18 protein-coding genes are annotated in these 19,133 nt (G+C 38.4%); 7 read left to right on the top strand and 11 right to left on the bottom strand.

Translation table 11 applies throughout. The features are described 5' to 3' along the window. Positions 1–10 precede the first annotated feature (10 nt). Positions 11–1,456, bottom strand: coding sequence for a catalase (locus FOL01_RS00520; RefSeq protein ID WP_075268820.1), 1,446 nt, complete (start codon positions 1,454–1,456; stop codon positions 11–13). Positions 1,457–1,729: 273 nt separating this feature from the next. Further along, the gene (locus FOL01_RS00515) at positions 1,730–4,249 is read right to left on the bottom strand and encodes a YhgE/Pip domain-containing protein (RefSeq protein ID WP_075268819.1); all 2,520 of its coding nucleotides are present in this window, start codon (positions 4,247–4,249) and stop codon (positions 1,730–1,732) included. A 134-nt stretch (positions 4,250–4,383) separates the two neighbouring features. Here FOL01_RS00515 and FOL01_RS00510 point away from each other — a divergent pair, with 134 nt between their 5' ends. Beyond that, complete coding sequence (locus FOL01_RS00510) at positions 4,384–4,986, top strand: TetR/AcrR family transcriptional regulator C-terminal domain-containing protein (RefSeq protein WP_075268818.1); 603 nt, start codon at positions 4,384–4,386, stop codon at positions 4,984–4,986. A 328-nt stretch (positions 4,987–5,314) separates the two neighbouring features. Then, positions 5,315–6,808 (top strand): hypothetical protein, encoded by a 1,494-nt coding sequence (locus tag FOL01_RS00505; RefSeq protein ID WP_075268817.1) that lies wholly within the window; start codon positions 5,315–5,317, stop codon positions 6,806–6,808. A 94-nt stretch (positions 6,809–6,902) separates the two neighbouring features. Here the strand turns inward: FOL01_RS00505 and FOL01_RS00500 are convergent, their stop codons facing one another. Both FOL01_RS00500 and cbpA read right to left on the bottom strand, forming a co-directional pair. Continuing rightward, a complete protein-coding gene (locus tag FOL01_RS00500) occupies positions 6,903–7,619 on the bottom strand; it encodes a TatD family hydrolase (RefSeq protein ID WP_075268816.1) in 717 nt (238 codons plus the stop codon). A gap of 57 nt (positions 7,620–7,676) precedes the next feature. Next, entirely contained in the window at positions 7,677–8,321 is a 645-nt protein-coding gene (cbpA, locus tag FOL01_RS00495) for a cyclic di-AMP binding protein CbpA (RefSeq protein WP_075268815.1), read from the bottom strand. Positions 8,322–8,679: 358 nt separating this feature from the next. Between cbpA and FOL01_RS00490 the strand changes: the two genes are divergently transcribed. Next, positions 8,680–9,648: an AEC family transporter gene (locus FOL01_RS00490; RefSeq protein ID WP_075268814.1), complete on the top strand. Its 969-nt coding sequence runs from the start codon at positions 8,680–8,682 to the stop codon at positions 9,646–9,648. An 85-nt stretch (positions 9,649–9,733) separates the two neighbouring features. Here the strand turns inward: FOL01_RS00490 and FOL01_RS00485 are convergent, their stop codons facing one another. From FOL01_RS00485 to FOL01_RS00470, 4 genes are all read right to left on the bottom strand, one after another. Next, positions 9,734–10,216 carry a GNAT family N-acetyltransferase gene (locus tag FOL01_RS00485; RefSeq protein ID WP_075268813.1) on the bottom strand — a complete coding sequence of 161 codons (483 nt, stop codon included), beginning with the start codon at positions 10,214–10,216 and terminating at the stop codon, positions 9,734–9,736. Positions 10,217–10,252: 36 nt separating this feature from the next. Continuing rightward, on the bottom strand, positions 10,253–10,741 hold the full coding sequence (locus FOL01_RS00480; protein WP_075268812.1) for a YbaK/EbsC family protein: 489 nt from the start codon (positions 10,739–10,741) through the stop codon (positions 10,253–10,255). A gap of 71 nt (positions 10,742–10,812) precedes the next feature. Further along, entirely contained in the window at positions 10,813–11,772 is a 960-nt protein-coding gene (locus FOL01_RS00475; protein ID WP_075268811.1) for a LacI family DNA-binding transcriptional regulator, read from the bottom strand. 21 nt (positions 11,773–11,793) lie between these two features. After that, positions 11,794–12,606, bottom strand: coding sequence for an HAD family hydrolase (locus tag FOL01_RS00470; protein WP_075268810.1), 813 nt, complete (start codon positions 12,604–12,606; stop codon positions 11,794–11,796). A gap of 191 nt (positions 12,607–12,797) precedes the next feature. Here FOL01_RS00470 and FOL01_RS00465 point away from each other — a divergent pair, with 191 nt between their 5' ends. Then, positions 12,798–13,295: a GNAT family N-acetyltransferase gene (locus FOL01_RS00465; RefSeq protein ID WP_075268809.1), complete on the top strand. Its 498-nt coding sequence runs from the start codon at positions 12,798–12,800 to the stop codon at positions 13,293–13,295. A gap of 88 nt (positions 13,296–13,383) precedes the next feature. On the opposite strand, the gene FOL01_RS00460 is transcribed toward FOL01_RS00465, so the two are convergent. The 3 genes from FOL01_RS00460 to FOL01_RS00450 all read right to left on the bottom strand — a co-directional run bounded on the left by FOL01_RS00460 (position 13,384) and on the right by FOL01_RS00450 (position 16,233). Then, positions 13,384–14,241, bottom strand: coding sequence for an NAD(P)H-binding protein (locus FOL01_RS00460; RefSeq protein WP_075268808.1), 858 nt, complete (start codon positions 14,239–14,241; stop codon positions 13,384–13,386). 164 nt (positions 14,242–14,405) lie between these two features. Next, positions 14,406–15,467 (bottom strand): alkene reductase, encoded by a 1,062-nt coding sequence (locus tag FOL01_RS00455; RefSeq protein WP_075268807.1) that lies wholly within the window; start codon positions 15,465–15,467, stop codon positions 14,406–14,408. 16 nt (positions 15,468–15,483) lie between these two features. Beyond that, positions 15,484–16,233, bottom strand: coding sequence for a glucose 1-dehydrogenase (locus FOL01_RS00450; RefSeq protein ID WP_075268806.1), 750 nt, complete (start codon positions 16,231–16,233; stop codon positions 15,484–15,486). Between the two features lie 166 nt (positions 16,234–16,399). Between FOL01_RS00450 and FOL01_RS00445 the strand changes: the two genes are divergently transcribed. The 3 genes from FOL01_RS00445 (at position 16,400) to FOL01_RS00435 (ending at position 19,104) form a co-directional block, all read left to right on the top strand. Continuing rightward, entirely contained in the window at positions 16,400–16,960 is a 561-nt protein-coding gene (locus FOL01_RS00445; protein ID WP_075268805.1) for a TetR/AcrR family transcriptional regulator, read from the top strand. Between the two features lie 40 nt (positions 16,961–17,000). Further along, complete coding sequence (locus FOL01_RS00440; RefSeq protein WP_075268804.1) at positions 17,001–17,570, top strand: LOG family protein; 570 nt, start codon at positions 17,001–17,003, stop codon at positions 17,568–17,570. Between the two features lie 514 nt (positions 17,571–18,084). Continuing rightward, entirely contained in the window at positions 18,085–19,104 is a 1,020-nt protein-coding gene (locus FOL01_RS00435) for a ketopantoate reductase family protein (RefSeq protein WP_075268803.1), read from the top strand. Positions 19,105–19,133: the final 29 nt, after the last annotated feature.

The raw sequence follows: 19,133 nt of genomic DNA, 5'->3' as shown, positions 1-19,133 counted from the left end.
TTAAAATATATTAAATATCGATATCATCGATATTTACACCAATGGCTTCAGCCACACGCTTACCATAATCCATATCAGCGCGCGCCATTTGTTGTACCATCAATTGCTTATTTTCAAGACTATCAATAGTCCCTAAGTTACCCTTGAACGTCTCAACCAAACGTTGCTTCTCATCTTCAGACATGATGTTGTACAAACGACCAGCTGCTGAATAGTAGTCAGTATCATAAGGTTCATACGCACCTGTCATGCCTTGGAACATGTCACCTGTGATTGACGCATGTGGATCTTCAACCGGACCGCCTTGGCTATTTGGTTCGTAATTAACACTGCCATCTTGGTGTTGTGCCATAAAGCCATCACGTGCATAGTTATGAACTTCATTGCGTGGACGGTTAGGCTTTAATTGTTCATAGTTAGCACCCAAACGATAGCGCGCAGCATCCTTGTATGAGAACAAACGTCCTTGCAACAACTTATCCATTGAAGGCTCGATACCTGGTACTAAATTAGCTGGTGAGAAGGCAATTTCCTCGACATCTTCAAAGTAATTGTCAGGATTAGCATTTAATGTCATGACCCCAACTTCATGAAGTGGATAGTCTTTGTGTGAAACAGTCTTTGTCACATCAAAAATATCATACTTATAATCAAGACCTTCTTGATAAGGAATGATTTGCACTGAAAGAGTCCATGAAGGGTAGTCACCATCTTCAATAGCGTTGAACATTTCATTTTGTAGATAATCAGTGTCTTCACTGGCCAGCTTGGCAGCCAACTCATTAGACATGTTTGACACACCTTGGTTACTGATGAAGTGATACTTCACCCAGAATTGTTCACCGTCAGCATTGACCCACTTATATGTGTGGCTACCATAACCGTTCATCGTACGGAAACTCGTTGGATTACCACGATCCCCCATTAGATAAGTCACTTGGTGAATTGATTCTGGTGAATGAGCCCAGAAATCAAATTGCATGTTCGCATCACGTTTGTGTGTCCGTGGATCACGCTTTTGTGAGTGAATAAAATCTGGGAACTTTAGCGGATCATTGATAAAGAAGACGGGTGTATTATTCCCAACAATATCGTAATTACCCTCTTCTGTATAAAATTTAACAGAGAATCCATGCACATCACGAATAGTATCTGGGTAACCAGATTCACCAGCCACTGATGAAAAACGCACAGCAAGTGGTGTTTCTTTGTTCTCCCCATTGAACAAATCAGCCTTAGTATATTGACTCATATCATGAGTCAACTTAAAGACACCCTTAGCACCAGCACCTTTTGCGTGAACGACACGCTCAGGGATACGTTCGCGATCAAAATGCGCCAACTTCTCTAACAATTGGTAGTCTTGCATCAAGACAGGGCCACGCTCACCAGCGGTTAAACTGTGCTGATTATTAGCCCATGGTTGTCCTGATTGTGTTGTTAACTTGTCTGCCATTATATTCCCCCGTTCATAATCTGTCTGTTAATTAAAATGTAGACTTCATAAATCTATACAATTAATTATACTGTCAATCGTTTATTATGCAAATACACTAATTTATTATGTTAATGTGATTAATATAACAAGCAAACTTATTATATATAAGCAAAAGACTTCATATCAGCGCATGACAATCATCAACATTTTCATTAAAAATAGAGCCGGGTAGAAACATCAAATAATGTTTCTACCCGGCTCTACAATTAAACCGAAATCTATTTATCTAAATTATTCTGATTGCATGTCATTAAGTATACGAAAATTGTGCAGATGAACAACGAAGTAAATGAACATTGCCAAAAGCGAAACAATGCCGACACTCACTAACACGATTACCTCTGTTGATATCGAACCACCAATCATAATTGTCTCACGCAAACCATTAACTGAGTATGTCATTGGTACGAGTGGATGTAACCATTCGTAGAACTTATTTGATAGCTCAATTGGGTAAGTTCCTGCTGCAACACTTAGTTGCAAAACTAACAATACCATTGAAACAAAGGCACCGGCTTTACCGAACCACATATAAATCGCTGTCACTAATGCTGCATCGACATAACTCGTCAACAGCATGATTAACATCGTTTGTCCTGGGTTTACCGGATCCATTCCTAAGATCCAATCACTCAGTGCATAAAGCGTCACTGCAGCCATGGTTGCAATACCAAATAGAATTAACATCTTTGAACCAAACCATGCGCCCAATGATGAAACTTTTCCTCGTGGTGACACCATATCAAGCATCAGATTAAGTGCCATCATACCAACAAACATTCCCACAGAGAACATATATGGAACCATACCAGTTCCATTATTAGGTACCTGATCCTTCTCTGTATGCGATACCGTCGCTGGTGAAGCCATTTGTTTGAATGTATCCTTAGTACCCTTCAATTGATCGGCTTGTTTACCTGCTTTGCCTAACTGGTCAGCAAGGGTCGTATTACCCTTATTCATCTCAGTCAATGCAGGGCCCATTTGTTTAGCTGCGTCTGCTAATTGGCCCGATCCATCACTAATTTGTCCGGCACCACTAGATAGTTGACTGGCACCACTATTCAACTGACCGCTCATGCCAGATAGTGTTTGCAAACCGTTGTCTAATGTTTGCGCACCGTTAGCCAATTGACCAACGCCACCACTCAATTGTTGCGCACCTGACTGTAGGGTTGCGACACCGTCATTTAATGTAGCTGACTTGCCTTGCAATGTCTGAAGACCATCACTTAATGTTTGCGCACCACCTGATAATTGGCCAACTGCTTTTTGTACAGCAGGTACTTTATCATTAAGCTGTTGTGATCCAGATGCTAGTTGATCAACCGCATCTGGCAACTCTGCCATTTTGGTTAATTGATTATTTACTTGATGCAAATCTGTATTCTTAGCTGATTGGGCTAATTCAGTCAACGTTGCTTGATGTTTCTGGGCAACATCTTCCAACTGCGTTACATTTGACTGCAATGACTTTGCATGTTCCGTCATTGTGGCTAATACTTGCGCAGTTTGTGTATCACTTTGTTTACTTACTAATGATTTAACAAACTTTGCTTTTTGCTCATCAGAAATATCAATGTCTGCCTCTTGCATCGCTGCATTCACATTATTCGTTAACGTATCTTGATCAGCTGCGTTAGCTTTTGCCAAATCCTTTAAATCTGATTGTAAGGTATCAAACTGATTATTGATCGTTTGATCATCAGGCAATGCTGATTTTGTATCATCAACAACACTCGATATTGCCGAGACCTGTTTTTGAACTTTGGCTAAGTTACCTTTGACATCATTATCAACCATTTCCTGATTCAACTGTGATAACCCGTCATTCAGCTTATTCACACCATTAGCAAAGGTTGGTATTTGTTGATTCAACTGGTTCAATCCCGTTGAAAGCGTCTGACTACCATCAGCCGCTGTGCCGACAGCTGCTGTATATTGTTGTGTTCCTTGACTTAATTGGTCAATACCACTAATCAACGTTGGTGCTTGTTGATTCATTTGATTCAACCCATTAGCTAATTGTGAACTACCATCACTAGCAGTACCAACCGCAGACGTATATTGACCTACACCTTGCGTTAAGGTTTTCGCACCATCTTCAAAAGTTAATGAACTACTTGCCAGTTTCTCAAGATTAGTCGTGACTTGATCGCTACCAGATTTTAAAGTATTTGACCCATCTGCTAACTTCTTGTTGGCTTTACCAGCTTTGGTCATCCCATCACCAGCCTGCTTCATTTCTTTAAAAATGGTCTTGGTGTATATCTTCGTGACTTTGTCAGAGATCTGATTACCAATTTTTTGAGCACCCGTTTCAGATAATTTACCGGCAATAAAACTGTGTCCTGAACTTGTTTCATATTGCAGTTTCATCTGTTTTGGTGTTTTGTCCAATAAAGTCGTTGCATGCGCTGAAAAATTCTTTGGAATCGTAATAACGGTATAGTATTTACCGCTATCTAAACCTTTTTCAGCAGCTTTTTCTGATGGAAATTTAAAATTCATTGCATCAGATTTTTCTAATTCATTTTTTAAATCGTGCCCAACTTTTAGCTTTTTACCTTGATAAGTAACTGCCTGATCCTTGTTAACAACCGCTACTGGTAATTTACTCACTTCACCATACGGATTCCACAGTGACCCTAAAAAGGTAACCGCATATATAGACGGCACAAAAAACAATACAAAAATGACTAACATATAAAACTTATGCTTTTTTAGCCACTGCCATTCAGATTTTAGCATTGCACACCCTCCTTCTTAGTAAAATATTGAACAACTTGTTGAATAATTTATCTACCTGCATTATATTAATGCTAATAGGGAGTTAGTACAATAGACAATTTTTAACACGTTGTTCAATAAATGGAGTAGAAATTATGAGACAAGCAGAACGTAACGCAAGAACACAAAAAAATATCAAACAATCTTTTATTCAACTAATTGAAACGAAAGGTTTTACAAATATTACCGTATCTGACATCATCCGAGATGCCAAAGTAAGTCGCGGCACATTTTATGTACATTATACGGATAAATATGAATTATTGTCTAAAATCGAAGATGAGCTGATTATGAATATTACAGCTGCCTTGAAAGATAATCTCAAGGAACCGTTAAGTAATGATTCAATTACTGATAGGTCAGGGGCAACCTATCGTGTGTTTAATCAGGCACTAGGATATGTAGATGGCGAACGGGCAGCCATGCATGCTTTATTTTCAACCAATGGTGATCCACAATTTTTCTCACAAATAAAAGATGTGGTAGATAATCTGTTCACGATGCAACTTCAGAAAAACGAGGGCCATTTTTCTACTGCAATACCAATTGATTATACAAAAGAAATCGCCATTAATAGCATTCTCAATATCGTCCGTCATTGGATCGATAAAGAAAATCCAGAGTCACCTGAAGAACTCGCTGAAATTTTGATGCGGAGTCGTTTTATGGCACCGCATGACTTGATTGCATTTGACTAGATAATAACCAACGTGAACAGAATAATACAAATGTAACTTTAGGTTATAACTGTATTGCTCTGTTCATTTTTTATTTCTATTACTATTAACTAATATGTATGTAAACCAGTCTTAAGTCCGTTCAAAAAGTATTTAAATTCATTCTTAAAATCTTCAAATTTAATTTTGTAATTTTTTCGTAACCTTGAAACCCTATTGTCACGGTTTTTATCACAAGAAACCCTTTAAAAAAGTAATGATTTTTCTTTTTCCGCAATTAGCATTTGTGAAAAAAATATCTTACAATAAATCACATCAACTTATAACGATATATAAAGGGCGGTTTTCCATGCGACTAATTAGCAAAAAAATATTCATCTATCCGGGAATTATATTGAGTCTACTATCAGGTGGTATCGCCCTTAATACAGGACTATCCTTTTTTAATGCACAAGCAGTCCAAGCAGATACAACCTCGCAACAATTAGTAGACTTACTTGATCCTACCGGTGCGGCAAATGCGCATTTATTAGCCTCAAATTTCTATTTGAAAAACTACCAGTCAAATCAATATTTGAGTGATCAATCAGGTTCACCAGCCATTACAGATAAACCCGCATCAGGATCACAATCACTATGGACTGGAAACTATATGACTTCCGGCCATTATCAACTAACCAATAAAAATAGCCAAAAACTATTAACTAGCGGCGCTGGCGATGCCATCAACTTTTCAGATACAAGTACCGACAAATCAATTACCAATAACCAATGGGAATTACAATCCGTTCCTGCCAGCAACGTTGCTGGTAAGAAAAATATTTACCTAATTAAAAATAAAGATACTGGCCAATATTTAGCACAAGATAATGACAAAACTCATGTCGTTTCATCAACTAGTCATGGTAAGTCGGCCTATTGGGAATTAGATCCACAAACAATGGACAAGGTAGCTCAAGTATTTACGACTGACGGCTTCAAATCGTTGACTTCAGACGAACAAACTGGTCTGTTCAACTATACGTCTGCAGCAAGCTCTCGCTCAGCCCATATGCGTGGTGTTCTGAAGGATGTTGCGACTGATGAATTTTTCAATGAATCCGTTAGTGATCAAGCTGCCGCATTACGGAAAGTGTTAGATAACGGTGGTTCTCCACAAGTTAATCGTGGTGTAAATGCTGAATCAACCGGCTATGAAACAACCTATAAACTATCTAAGTCAACCGCCACAACTTATTCTGAATATTCTAAAGATGGTGACGTAAAAGGTTATCGCACAACCGTTACTTTGAACAACTCGATAACAAAGCAGCCACAACAGACAATCAATGTTTATACAACCGAGGCTAGTCAGGCTAAGGAGGTCGCCAAAGCTTATGCGGTGATTCCATACGAATTTAGACAATATATCACTAATGTTTTCCAAACTAATAATGATGGTAATACTTTTAATACAGGTAAAGATATGATGGCAATTCGTATGAATTCCCTACCTAAAAACGGTCAGATTGCCATGACTGGCGCCCATGAACTCGGCCATAGTTTGACATTCAATGATTCTAATTCTGACAATTATTCACATACACAGGAATGGACTGATGCAGTCAAAGCCGATGCAGCTGCTGTTTCTGACTATGGATCTTCTAATGAAGATGAAGGATTTGCAGAATTCACCCAATTAGTTATCTCAAGTTTGGGTAATCCACACGACATGCAAGCGATCCAAACAATGTATCCTCATCGTTGGGCAGCTTTCGAAAAGTACTTTAATAGTTTGAACGGGAATGATGCTTTAGAAAAACTCTATTCTCCTGTTTCAACGCCTTTTAACGAAACAAATTGAAAGGCTGAAAGATAAACAGCTTCATTTCAGGATATATATAAAGAGGTTGGGACCAAACAACGGTCCCAACCTCTTTGTGCTAAAAATGCATTAATTATATTGATGCCAATAAATGTTGCCAATTGCTTTCAAGTTGTGCCACCAACTGCGACCGAGAGATTGATCGAATATCAGCTACCTTTTGATAGACTTGCTTTAACAATCCGGCATACTCACTAGTGGCTACTTCTCTTTTTAGGACCCACCGAAAACTTTCTAGGCCATCCGATTCAATAAACATCTGCGACAATGGTACCTTCTGGGCAAAAGTCTGGACGACCTCGCCGGTTAAGACATCTGGTCCAATCGAAAAATAACTGTTTGGTCGCGCCAGGTACGCCGATTGTAATTCAGCAGACGAATACCAATGTATAAGTACTGTTAAATCAGGTAATTCATTGATAATCCGCAAAATTTCAGACTCACAACCTTTGGTATGTAAAATTACCGGGCGCTGGCTATCATTCGCAACATGTAATTGTTGCAAAAAAACGGGCCTTTGGACTGATAACGGTACATCAGTCCACTCCGTATCTAAACCAATTTCGCCGATAATTGCTACCTGCGATAATAGCTGCTCATCAATTTCCTGTCGTTCTGATTCCCATGGATGGACACCATAACTTAATAACTGCTGCTGCCCCACATATTGTTCATTAAAACGATATTCTGCCGTTGTCGTTGCATTTAAAATAGAAGCAACCTGAGCACGTTGCTGTTCCTTGATAAAATCTGCATTCCCATCACTATGACTGTGCATGTCAATTAACATAATTTCCTCCATACAAAAAAACTGGAACATTTTTGCCCCAGCCCAATCGCACAACCATCACATATATGATGACTGTGATAAATCTTCCAACGACTCCAAATGATAGCCTTTTCTAGATAGAATTTTGATAATTTTTGATAATGAGCCTTCGCTAACCGTATCAGGAAGTGTAAACAAGAGTCGCGTTGTCCGCGGATTTTTATCTGGGTCCAACGTCATCGTTGACGAAATGGTCGTATATCGTGAAATGATATGGGCAGCTTTTTCTAAACTACCCCGCTCGCCATCAGATACTACCGTCAAGCTGTATCGGCCTTTATTAGTTGCCCAAGAGTCCGCTAATAATCGCATCATACGACTATGTGTTAAGATTCCCATAAAGTGATTATCTTTATCCAATACTGAAACAAATGGTAAATCCTTTAATGTAAAGAATGCTTCATAAAAAGTTGCTTCAACACGTACAAACTTCGTCATATTCCGCATATAACTTGTCACTGGCACATCCAAATCGCCACCTTCAATTATATGATGGTATATGTGCAGCTTATAAATGGCCCCTCGAAACAATTGTCCACTTTCATCCAAAATAGGAATAGCCCGAAAGTTGGAATGATCAAAGATATCTAATGCATCTTTAAGTGTTGCATTTTCACTGAGCGTTGTTAACACGTCTCGAGATTTCACCAGTGTCGTAAGCATTTAGACAACTCCTATCCTTAGTTTCTAATCTAATTATAATACCACGAAACCTTTACTACTGCACTATTTTCTGACAATCGTAACCTAAAATTCACATTAAATGAGAAAATTAGGGACTTTGTTATTGTCGCAAATGACCTTTAACGCGGACTATAAACAACAAATGCCACCCATAAAAATTACCAGCTTATAATTAATACATTTAAAGAGTAAAAAAGATTAGACAATCATTTTATCTCCCCATTCAACTATATTAATTTTATGATGAATAGGTGTAAGATAGTTTTGTGGTTATGAACTATCGCTTTATCATCAACTTGATTGATGTAAAAAATAATTATTAAGGAGCTAAACCTATATGCTATCAACCTTTTTCATCTCACTAAATAGTGTCTTGATTATTATTACCGTTATTATTATTGGCTTCTTAATTGGTAAATCAAGAATCGTTAGCTCACATTTCATTAATGATGTATCGACAATCGTTGTGAATGTTGCGCTACCTATTTCGGTATTTATTTCTGCGCAAAACTATATCACGAGGCAAAATTTTAGTACGCTTTTGATTGGTTTTATTCTATCCATGATATCAATTGGGGCTTGTTTTCTAATTGCTATTCCTATTGGACGAGCATTACATTTAGAAAAAGATCGCAAAAGTCTATTTACCAACGCCTTCGTTAATGCCAACACATTATTCGTTGGATTACCTTTAAATATCGCTTTGTTCGGTGATAAAAGTCTACCCTACTTTTTGGCTTATTTTGTGGCTAATACCATTACGACCTGGGGAATCGGGGTAAAATTAATTTACAAGGATAACTCGGACGCAATTGCCAACTATCCAACAAGTCTCTGGCGACGTTTTATCAACTTTTTCACGCCGCCAATGTGGGGCTTTGTTATCGGAATTATCTGTTTCTTCGTTAATATAAAATTACCGGTAGACGGCTTTTTGTATCAAGCATTTAACTACGTTGCTAATACAGTTACCCCACTATCATTAATTTTCCTTGGTTTACAATTAGCAAAGACAAAACTGGGCAATGAGGTCGAAAAAATCGACCTCATTGCCCAGTTTGGAAAATTTATTATGGCACCATTAATGATGTCACTGGTATTATGGGTCAATCAATTACTGGGTTGGGTCACTTTACCAGATTTATTTACCAAGACATTGTTGATTCAATCAATTACACCCATGCTAACGGTACTACCAATGTTAGCTGAGCAAAATAATATGGACGTTGAATTTTCAACCCGTGTTTTAACCGAAAGTATTTTCATCTTCCCATTTGCGGTCGTACTGATTATGCTAGTCGTTTAAAACTTTCGAACACATGAAACATAAATCAAGCCGCCAGTCTCACAAGAGATTGGCGGCTTGATTTGTTTACTAAAAATAATTATTTTCAAACTGACAGCACAAAGAAATAATCCATCTCTGAATGTTCTGCCTTTTTTAACGGCGCTGACAATTCGGTGAAGCCATATGCTCGATAAATGTGTAGCGCTGATTCAAGTTTATGATGCGTTTCAAGATAAACTTGCTGATAACCAGCTTCCTTTGCAAATTGCATCGCCTTATCCAGTAGTTGGTAACTTAAATGATGGCCTTGCGCTTTTTCAGCCACATACAATTTCTGCAATTCAGCCACTTTATTTTGTGCATCATACGTTGCTATCCCGGCACCACCGACTACCTCCTGCTGATCATTGATTGCAACGAAATATTGGCGGGTATTGCTTGCCTGATAAAAATCACTCAAATGCGCAAGCTCCGGATCAAAATAAGCAGTACCCGGTATATCTAATTGATAAGATTTTAACAATCCCTGAATCAACTGTTTCAAATATGGATCGTCATTTTTTTGAATGGGTCTAATCGTTATCACCTACAAACCTCCAATCCCTGATACTGCCAAAATCATCTAATCTTCAGCAGCTTCATCCTGCCAACCTTTGCATACGTTGATCCAACGTTCAGCCTGGGTATACTCGTCTAACTCTGATAATGATAATTCAACAGCGCTATGATCATCCCCCGCAGCTGGATAGACAACTTCAAAACGTTTTAAGGAATCATCTAAAAAGGTTGTGACACCGTCTTTGGTCACAAACGGGCAAACACCACCTGGTGCGTGTCCGATATAATGCTCAACTTCGTCACTATGAATCATTTTGGGGCGTTTATGAAACTCTTGCTTAAATTGACGATTATCAACCTTTGCATCCCCCGCCATCACAATCAAAATTGGTTGGTCATCCACTAAAAATGACATTGTTTTGGCAATATGGGCTGGCTCACAATTTAAAGCATGCGCTGCCTCTAAAACGGTTGCACTAGATTCATCAAACTGTTTCACACGACTTTCCAAACCGACTTGCTTAAAATACTGATTAACTTTTTCAAAAGCCAAAATACAACCCCCCTACATATAAATAGTCATCAGTTTAGACTACCTAGATTAATTAGTAAAATAAAAGCCTTTTATATTGACGACACTTGCCCCGTGCGCCGAATAAATTCAGACGACACTGGGATATGCTGTACTTTTTTATTGATGACCAAATCAACTGCATTTTTACCAACTTCGTCATAATGGTGATCAATCGTTGATATATTCATTAATCGACTGACCACTTCATTTTCTTGTCCAACTATTGTTGGCATCGGTTGCTGCTGATTACGATAATATTGAAAAATACCCGCCGCAATATTGTCACTATTAGCAAAAATAAAATCTGGCGGTTTCGGTAACGACAAAAAATACTCAGCTGCCTGATAACCATCTTCATACCCCAAAACACCCGTTACCGTATATTCAGGTTTTGGTTTTTGATGAAAGACTTGTTCATAACAATCGATGGCTGCTTGTGTTGTCGGACTATGGTCATAATCACGATTCAAAGTTAATGCAATACCTTGAAAATTTCCTCTTTTTGCCAATTCAAAAACATCATCGTATGTTTTATTACGCACCGAATAAGTAGCAGCTAATGGCACATCGCCAAGATTACGACAACAGACAATAGGACCATATTTTTGATACGATAACATCGTTTCAAGCGAAACCGTGTGGGATGTAAATATCAAACCATCATATCTTTTTTGGTGGAGTTGTTCTAAATATTGCCGTTCTAATTCAGCATCATAATTGGTTTTTAATGCAATCACACTGTAACCAGCATTAAATGCTGCTTTTGTAATACTCGCAAATAATTGTGAAAAATAAGAATACTCAAAAAAAGGCACGACGACACCAATTGTTTTTGTGCGTCCAGTACTTAAATCACGAGCAATGGTGTTTGGTACGTAATCGACCTTTTCAACAACTCGTTGGATGGCCTGTGCTGCATTCGTTGAAACATAGCCATTTTTGTTAATATATCGTGATACGGTGGCCACTGAATACCCTGACAACCGTGCAATATCTTTAATATTAGCCATATGCTTCCCCTTACCTATTTTTTATGGCTGATGCAATAAAAAGTGCTCAATACCGTAAGCAACCCCATTCGCCACGTTAGTTTTTGTGACATAGGTTGCTGATTGTTGCACTGACATCGGCGCATTCCCCATGGCAATCGATGTCCCAACTTTATAAAACATTGATAAATCATTTTGTCCATCACCAAAAGCGGCTGTCTCCGCTTGCGATAGTTGTTCGCGAGCAATAATGTATGAAACACCAAAGGCTTTTTCCGCAATGTCACTCGTAATCTCTAAATGACTGGCATCTGATTGTTGTACATTAATTCCTGGTAAATCTAAATTCAGAATTGCTTGCTGAATCATATCCAATTTTGTTTCACTCAGATCAATCAACATAATTTTAAAAATACCGTTTTGACCCTGCAGCGCAGCTTCTGACAAAGCTGCATATCGTGGAACTACCCCTGTAAATAATACCTCACGATCAATTTCTGCCGAGGCGTGATCGACCAGCCAACTATCTTGCGTATAATAACTCAGGCTGACCGTTGGAAACATTTCGGCTAACCAATGAATCAACTTAATACTAGTGGCTGCTTCAATTGGATATGCTTGTAACACATGCATATCCCCCTCATCCATTTGATAAATCAAACCACCATTAAATGCTACTTGTGGTGCCTGTAATGCCAAATCATGAATTGCAAAAGTCATTTCCTGTGGTGCACGGGCTGAAACCAAGGTCACTGGTATTTGCGAATTTTTAATGGCTGCAACCGTATCTTTAGTTACGACCCCTTTATCATCTAGTAACGTGCCATCCATATCTAAAAAAATCTGTTTAATCATTCGGTTCTCCCCCACCTCAAATAATTCTTGCACTTATTTTAACCTATAAAATCATCTTAATGTTAAAAACAAATGAAATTATGGCAATATTTAAACGATTATACATGTTACAATACCTGACATACACACTTCATTGTTTTCAGTAAAAGCTTATACTAAATCATACGACCAATATTGAAGAGGAGAACAAAATGTCGATACACTTTAAATTCGCTGAAAAAAATGATTTACCAAAAATTGTGGCTATTTATAATCAAGTCATCAAACTTAAGAACGTCACTGCCGATTTAACCCCCATTTCAGTATCAGATCGTGAAACGTGGTTTGCTAATTCATCCCATGATAAATATCCGATTTGGATAATCACCGACGATGATAAAATCGTTGGTTGGTGTAGTTTTGAACCATTCTATGGCCGAGCAGCGTACCAGCATACCGCTGAAGTTAGTATTTATATTGATGAAGCTACTCGTGGTAACCACATTGGTACCCAAACCATTCAGTTTTTGGCAACCCAACTGAAGCAACGTCATCTACAAAACATTGTTGCTTATGTTTTTAAACAAAACATCCCTAGTATGACCTTATTCAAAAAACAAGGCTTTGAACAATGGGGGTTGTTACCACAAGTCGCTGAGATTGACGGTAATCACCTTGATTTAGCAATATTAGGCAAGCATTTTGACTAAATGATTAATAACAAAAAAAGATTGGAACAAAAGAAAATGTTCCAATCTTTTTTATACTAAAAATATATTACTCATTAGCCCGTAAGCTTTATTTTTCTAGTAATTGTTGCACCGATTCTTCAACAGTCAGGAATGGTCGACCCAGATATTTTTCAATATCACTAGGTTCCACCGCTAGGCTACCACTCTTAACAATTGATTGTGAACCAGCTACCATATCAGCAACCTTTTGAGGCATTCCCGCATTATCCTGCAAAAATTGTGATGCGGTTGCCACATCTGCATCGACAACTTCTAGTTCCGTTCCCGTAGCAGATGCCACTGCCGCCGCTAATTGCTGATAGGTCATTAATGGATTACCAACTTCTAAGACCGCTGGGAAATCGAATTTACCAGATACGGCACGTGCACCTAATTTAGCTAGTTCGCTACGTAGCGTCCAACCAGCTTTACCTTCACCACCCGCATGCACAAACTTACCAGTCTTTAATGCGGTCTGAATAAGAGGTAATTCATTTTCCAGATACCAATTATTACGTAAGAACGTATGTGAAATTCCTGACTCAATAATTGCAGCCTCGGTATAGGCATGTTCCGCAGCTAATGGACTGGTTGATGTATCAGCCTTATTAAAGCTCGTATAGGCAATATAAGATACACCCGTTTTTTTAGCGGCATCAATAATATGTTGATGTTGCGGTTTACGTGAACCAACTTCACTACCAGAAACAAATAACAACCGATCAACACCAGTAAATGCTTGCTCTAATGACTCTGAGTCGTCATAAGAAGCAATTCTAACTTGAAATCCTTTTTCTCGTAGCGTAGCCGCCTTTTCTTCACTTCTAGCTAAAGCAAAAATTTCATCTTGTGGTACTAAAGTCTTTAATTCCTCTAAAGCGGCTGAGCCATAACCCCCAGTTGCGCCAGTTACTAAAATAGTCATAGACATAGTTCCTTTCTAATTTTGGATAACATTAAATACGCTTACTTTTTATAAGTTTATCGTAAAACACTATCATTGATTAGTCAATTTTAGTTTTTACTAGTAATAGACGTAAATTAATCTATCTGCTAAATAAAATTGAACATATTAAGTCTAACAATTTATTAATCAGCAGTTGGATAATCTGTATAACCAACCGCACCATTATTCACATAAATCGTCTCAGGATTAGGCTTATTCAGTGGTATTTTATTCTTTAACCTTGCTACCAAATCTGGATTTGCCAACGCATAATTACCAACAGAAACTAAATCAGCAACATGATTATCCAAATCAACGGTTAACTTTTCTAAAGGCCGATTTGCACGATTAACCATCAATGGACCATCCCAATCCGCTCGAACTTGATTAAGTATATCCTCATGACCAACATGCATCATATGCAAGTACGCTAAATGAAAATCATTCAATTGACTGACCAACACGTGATATAATTCCGCTGCCTGTTCACCCTCATTAACGCCACCTAACAAATTCAATGGTGAAATACGGAACCCCGTACGCTCGGGGCCAATTTCTTCGACAACTGCTTGTGTCACCTCAATGGCAAAACGTATACGATTTGCTATTGATCCACCATATTCATCTGCACGTTGATTAGAGTTGGCGCCTAAGAATTGGTGGATAAGATACCCATTAGCACCATGGATTTCTACACCATCAGCCCCTGCCTCAATGGCCATTGCCGCTGCATGTCGATAATCATTAACCGTTTGAGCAATCTCACTTTTCGTTAATTCACGTGGCTCCGGAATTTCTTGCATACCTTGTTTAGTGAAAATTTCTTCACCTGGTGCAATTGCTGATGGTGCTACTGCTTGTTCATGATTAGGCAAATTATCCGGATGAGCGATACGTCCAACATGCATAAGCTGGATAAATATTTTACCACCCTGATCATGAACCGCATCGATGACCTTTCGCCAGCCATCAACTTGTTCAGCTGTATAAATACCTGGTGTCGCAGGATAACCTTGTCCTTGAGCAGAAGGTTGGGTTCCCTCAGTAATGATTAAACCCATGGTTGCGCGTTGTGCATAATATTCAGCTGCCAATGGACCAGGCACACCACTATCCAAAGCTCGACTTCTCGTCATGGGTGCCATAACCAGACGATTATTTAAAACACTGTCTCCAACTTTTACTGACGTCCATAAATTTGTCATAATTTATATCTCCTTTTTATTGCCTTCCTGCTAACGTACCACCATCTAACACAATTTCAGAACCTGTTGTATAAGATGATTCATCTGAAGCAAGATACGTAACTGCCTTGGCAACATCTGCAGGTTCTCCAATAGCCGGAATAACATCGTCCGAAGCTTGCAAAGCATTTTTAAGGTCATCAGAAACAATATCCGTACCAACTAAGCCTGGATGAATAGAATTCACCCGTATTTGTTTACCTGTTTTAACTGCCTCAACGGCTGCTGCTTTGGTCAATAATCGTGTACCCGCTTTAGAAGCTGCATAACTACCTACACCAGGCATCGGTGTAATAATTCCCAATACAGAAGAAACGTTAACAATGCTACCTTTATCCATTCTATTCAGGGCTTCACGAACACCTATGAAAGTACCAGTTAGATTAATATCCATGACTTGTTGCCATTCATCTAAACTAGTATCAGCAATGAGCTTATTTGCCCCGCCAATTCCGGCATTATTAACTAAAATATCCCAATGACCAAAAGTGGCTAGGGTTGTATCAACAACCTTTTGCCAATCTGTTTCTTCACTAACATCTTGCTTTAAGTACAACACCTCACCTTGCTGGCTTAGTTCTGCTGCCACTTGTTTACCAACTGCTTCTCGACGACCAGTTACAACTACTGTTGCTCCCTCAGCCAAGAAATCTTGTGCGATTGCCTTACCAATTCCTGAAATACCGCCTGTCACAATGGCGACTTTATTTGCTAAACGATTTACCAAAAATATCATCTCCTTCGTTCATTTGACTTCTCTTGGTTACTTTTTATTTAATTTGTAACTAGAGTTTAAATCACAAGGTTACATAAGTCAAATATTGTAACCGAAATTTTTACATGATAAAATGAAGAAGATTTTATGAAAAAATAAATGATTGGAGGAAAGCTTTATGGAAAGAATGACTAATACAATAATTATCAACACCGCTAGACGATTGATTAAAGAAACAAATACCGCTGAGATACCACTATCCAAAATTGCCAATGAATTGGGCGTCACTCATGCAGCTATTTATAAACATTTTAAAAACAAGCAAGCTTTATGGGAGGCCGTTGCAGCCGATTGGTTTGAGCAAACCATCATTAACAATGTGCAATTTACGCCAAATAAGTATACAAACCCACAAGATGAGTTACACGATTGGCTATGGGCATTCGTTAACGCCAAAAAAACTGCCTATAATAATGATCCGCAAATGTTCATGCTAAACACGTACTATGTTGATAATAATCCGCTTGCCTTACATGATGTTCTAATAAGTGCCTATAAAGTTATTAACCGCATTATGGGCTACAATGATGTTAATTTCGAAAAAGCAGAAGCTATATTGTCCGCCTTCTCCGTCTTTACTTTGCCTAACTTTAAGGAAACTTGGAATCTGCCAGACTATCAATCTCGCTTTGAACTATTATGGCAGTTGATACGAGATGGTTTAACAACTTCTGAATAATAAAAAACATACAATAATTCGTACAAGGACGGTTCCTAAAATGAAAAGAATTGCTGTCTACTGTGGCGCTGACACAGGAAACGACCAAACTCATCAAGAAGCAACAATTGCCCTTGCACATTATCTAGTCGATCATCAACTCGAACTGGTCTATGGTGGCGGCGGTGTTGGTCTAATGGGTTTATTAGCTAACGAAGTCTTAGACGCAGGTGGCAAAGTCCACGGCGTTATGCCCAAACAGCTCGTTGATCGTAGTGCAGCATTTACTCGGTTAACGGACCTTAAGATCGTGGACGACATGGCAACACGTAAGGCAACCATGTTATCACTAGCCGATGCTTGTATCGCCCTTCCTGGTGGTCCCGGCACACTTGAAGAAATTATCGAAGCTTTTTCATGGGCACGTATTGGTAACAATACCAACCCTTGTATTTTCTTCAATGTTAGTGGCTACTATGATCCGTTAAAAACAATGTTTGATGAGATGACTAAAAAAGATTTTCTAACAGCCGAAGATCGTAAAAAACTACTTTTTTCTGACTCACTTGATGAAATTTTTGAATTTATAGCGACTTATCAGCCACCCAAAATTAGAACCTATGTTCAATAACAAACAAAATAAAATTTATTTTTCAATAACAGTTGACAAAGCATCCCCGTACGCGTTAATCTCTTATTAAATTAAATTATGATTAAAAAGCTGTAAGGAGAATTTTATCTTTTACTGTGTTCAGAGAGTCGTTGATTGGTGCAAAACGATACACAAAAATTGATAATGATCATCTCTTAGCTGTGTTGTGAACATCAATTGATTATTAAACAGCATTGGGGACACCCATTATTGTGTAGATGTATTGTTTTTTGACGAATACATAAGATGCTTTTTAAGCAATTAAGGTGGTACCGTGCTAACGCGCCCTTAACTTTTACCAGATTATTGGTAAAAGTTAAGGGCTTTTTTCATAATAATTTTAATATTTAGGAGGTGATGTCTTATAGAATCCGACATTAGTCATTTAGTAAACCGTTATATTTTTAGCCATATCAACCAGACAATCGCCCCTTTTGATAGGTAATCAGTCCGACTTTAATGGCTAACCAGTCTAAGAAAGAAGGCAATCAGAATGAAATATGCAGTGCTAGGATCAGGCGCAATGGGTTTGCGACTCGGTGTTTTACTACAAGAAGCAGGCTTTGATGTAGATTTTGTAGATACATGGGAGAAACAAGTTGAAACCATTCGTTCACAGCGTGGTGTCTACGTCTCCCGAGACGGTCAACATAAACGTCTTGTTCCTGTAAATGTCTATTATCCAGAGGAATATAATGGACAAGCAGACGTTCTGATTGTCTTCACGAAGCAATATATGCTGGCGGATCTCTTAGAGCGGTGTGCACACTTCTTTAACGACAAACAATATGCATTAACTTGCATGAATGGTATGGGACATATTGAAAAATTAAATCAATACTTCCCAAGTGATCGTGTCATTGGAGGGACGGCCATGATTGGTACCGTCTTAAATCAAGCTGGGGATGTTGATTTTATTGGGCAAAAAGGAGCTGGATCAGTTAACTTAGCCAATCAAACTGAGCAGCCGGATGAAATGACTCATCAAATTATCAGTGATTTTAAAACAGCTGGCCTGAATCCGACCCTAACGGATAATTTCACTGGCACACTGATGGCTAAAGTTGTTTTTAATTCCGTAGTTAATACCCTTTGTACAATGTTCAAGGTCCGCATGGGAGAATTTATCCAAGCACCTACAACACGTGCCTTATCTGTCCAATTAATTGACGAAGCCTATGATGTTTGTGAACGTGCAGGGATTAAATTATTAACCTCTCGTCAAGAAGAATGGCAACAAGTGGTTACCGTTAGTCAGACAGGAAACCCATTACATTTCCCTTCTATGTATCAGGATCTATCAAATGGTCGTGAAACCGAGGTGGATTATATCAATGGGTATATCTATGATTTAGGTAAAAAATACAATTATGAAGCATCGACCCATAATTTTTTACGTAATCTTGTTCATCTTACTGAATTTACAGATAAGTTTGATGTCAACGGTTTTATCAACCAGGTTCTGGAAGATGACAAAGCTAGCGAACAAAAAGCGGCCGCAGTTTCACAGTAGACATTTCACATTTTAAATTAATTTATTAT

The sequence above is a fragment of the Weissella thailandensis genome (assembly GCF_001932615.1).
GTDB lineage: Bacteria > Bacillota > Bacilli > Lactobacillales > Lactobacillaceae > Weissella > Weissella thailandensis.
The sequence above is the reverse complement of the archived record's forward strand: the minus strand, read 5'-3'. Positions and strand labels throughout refer to the sequence as shown.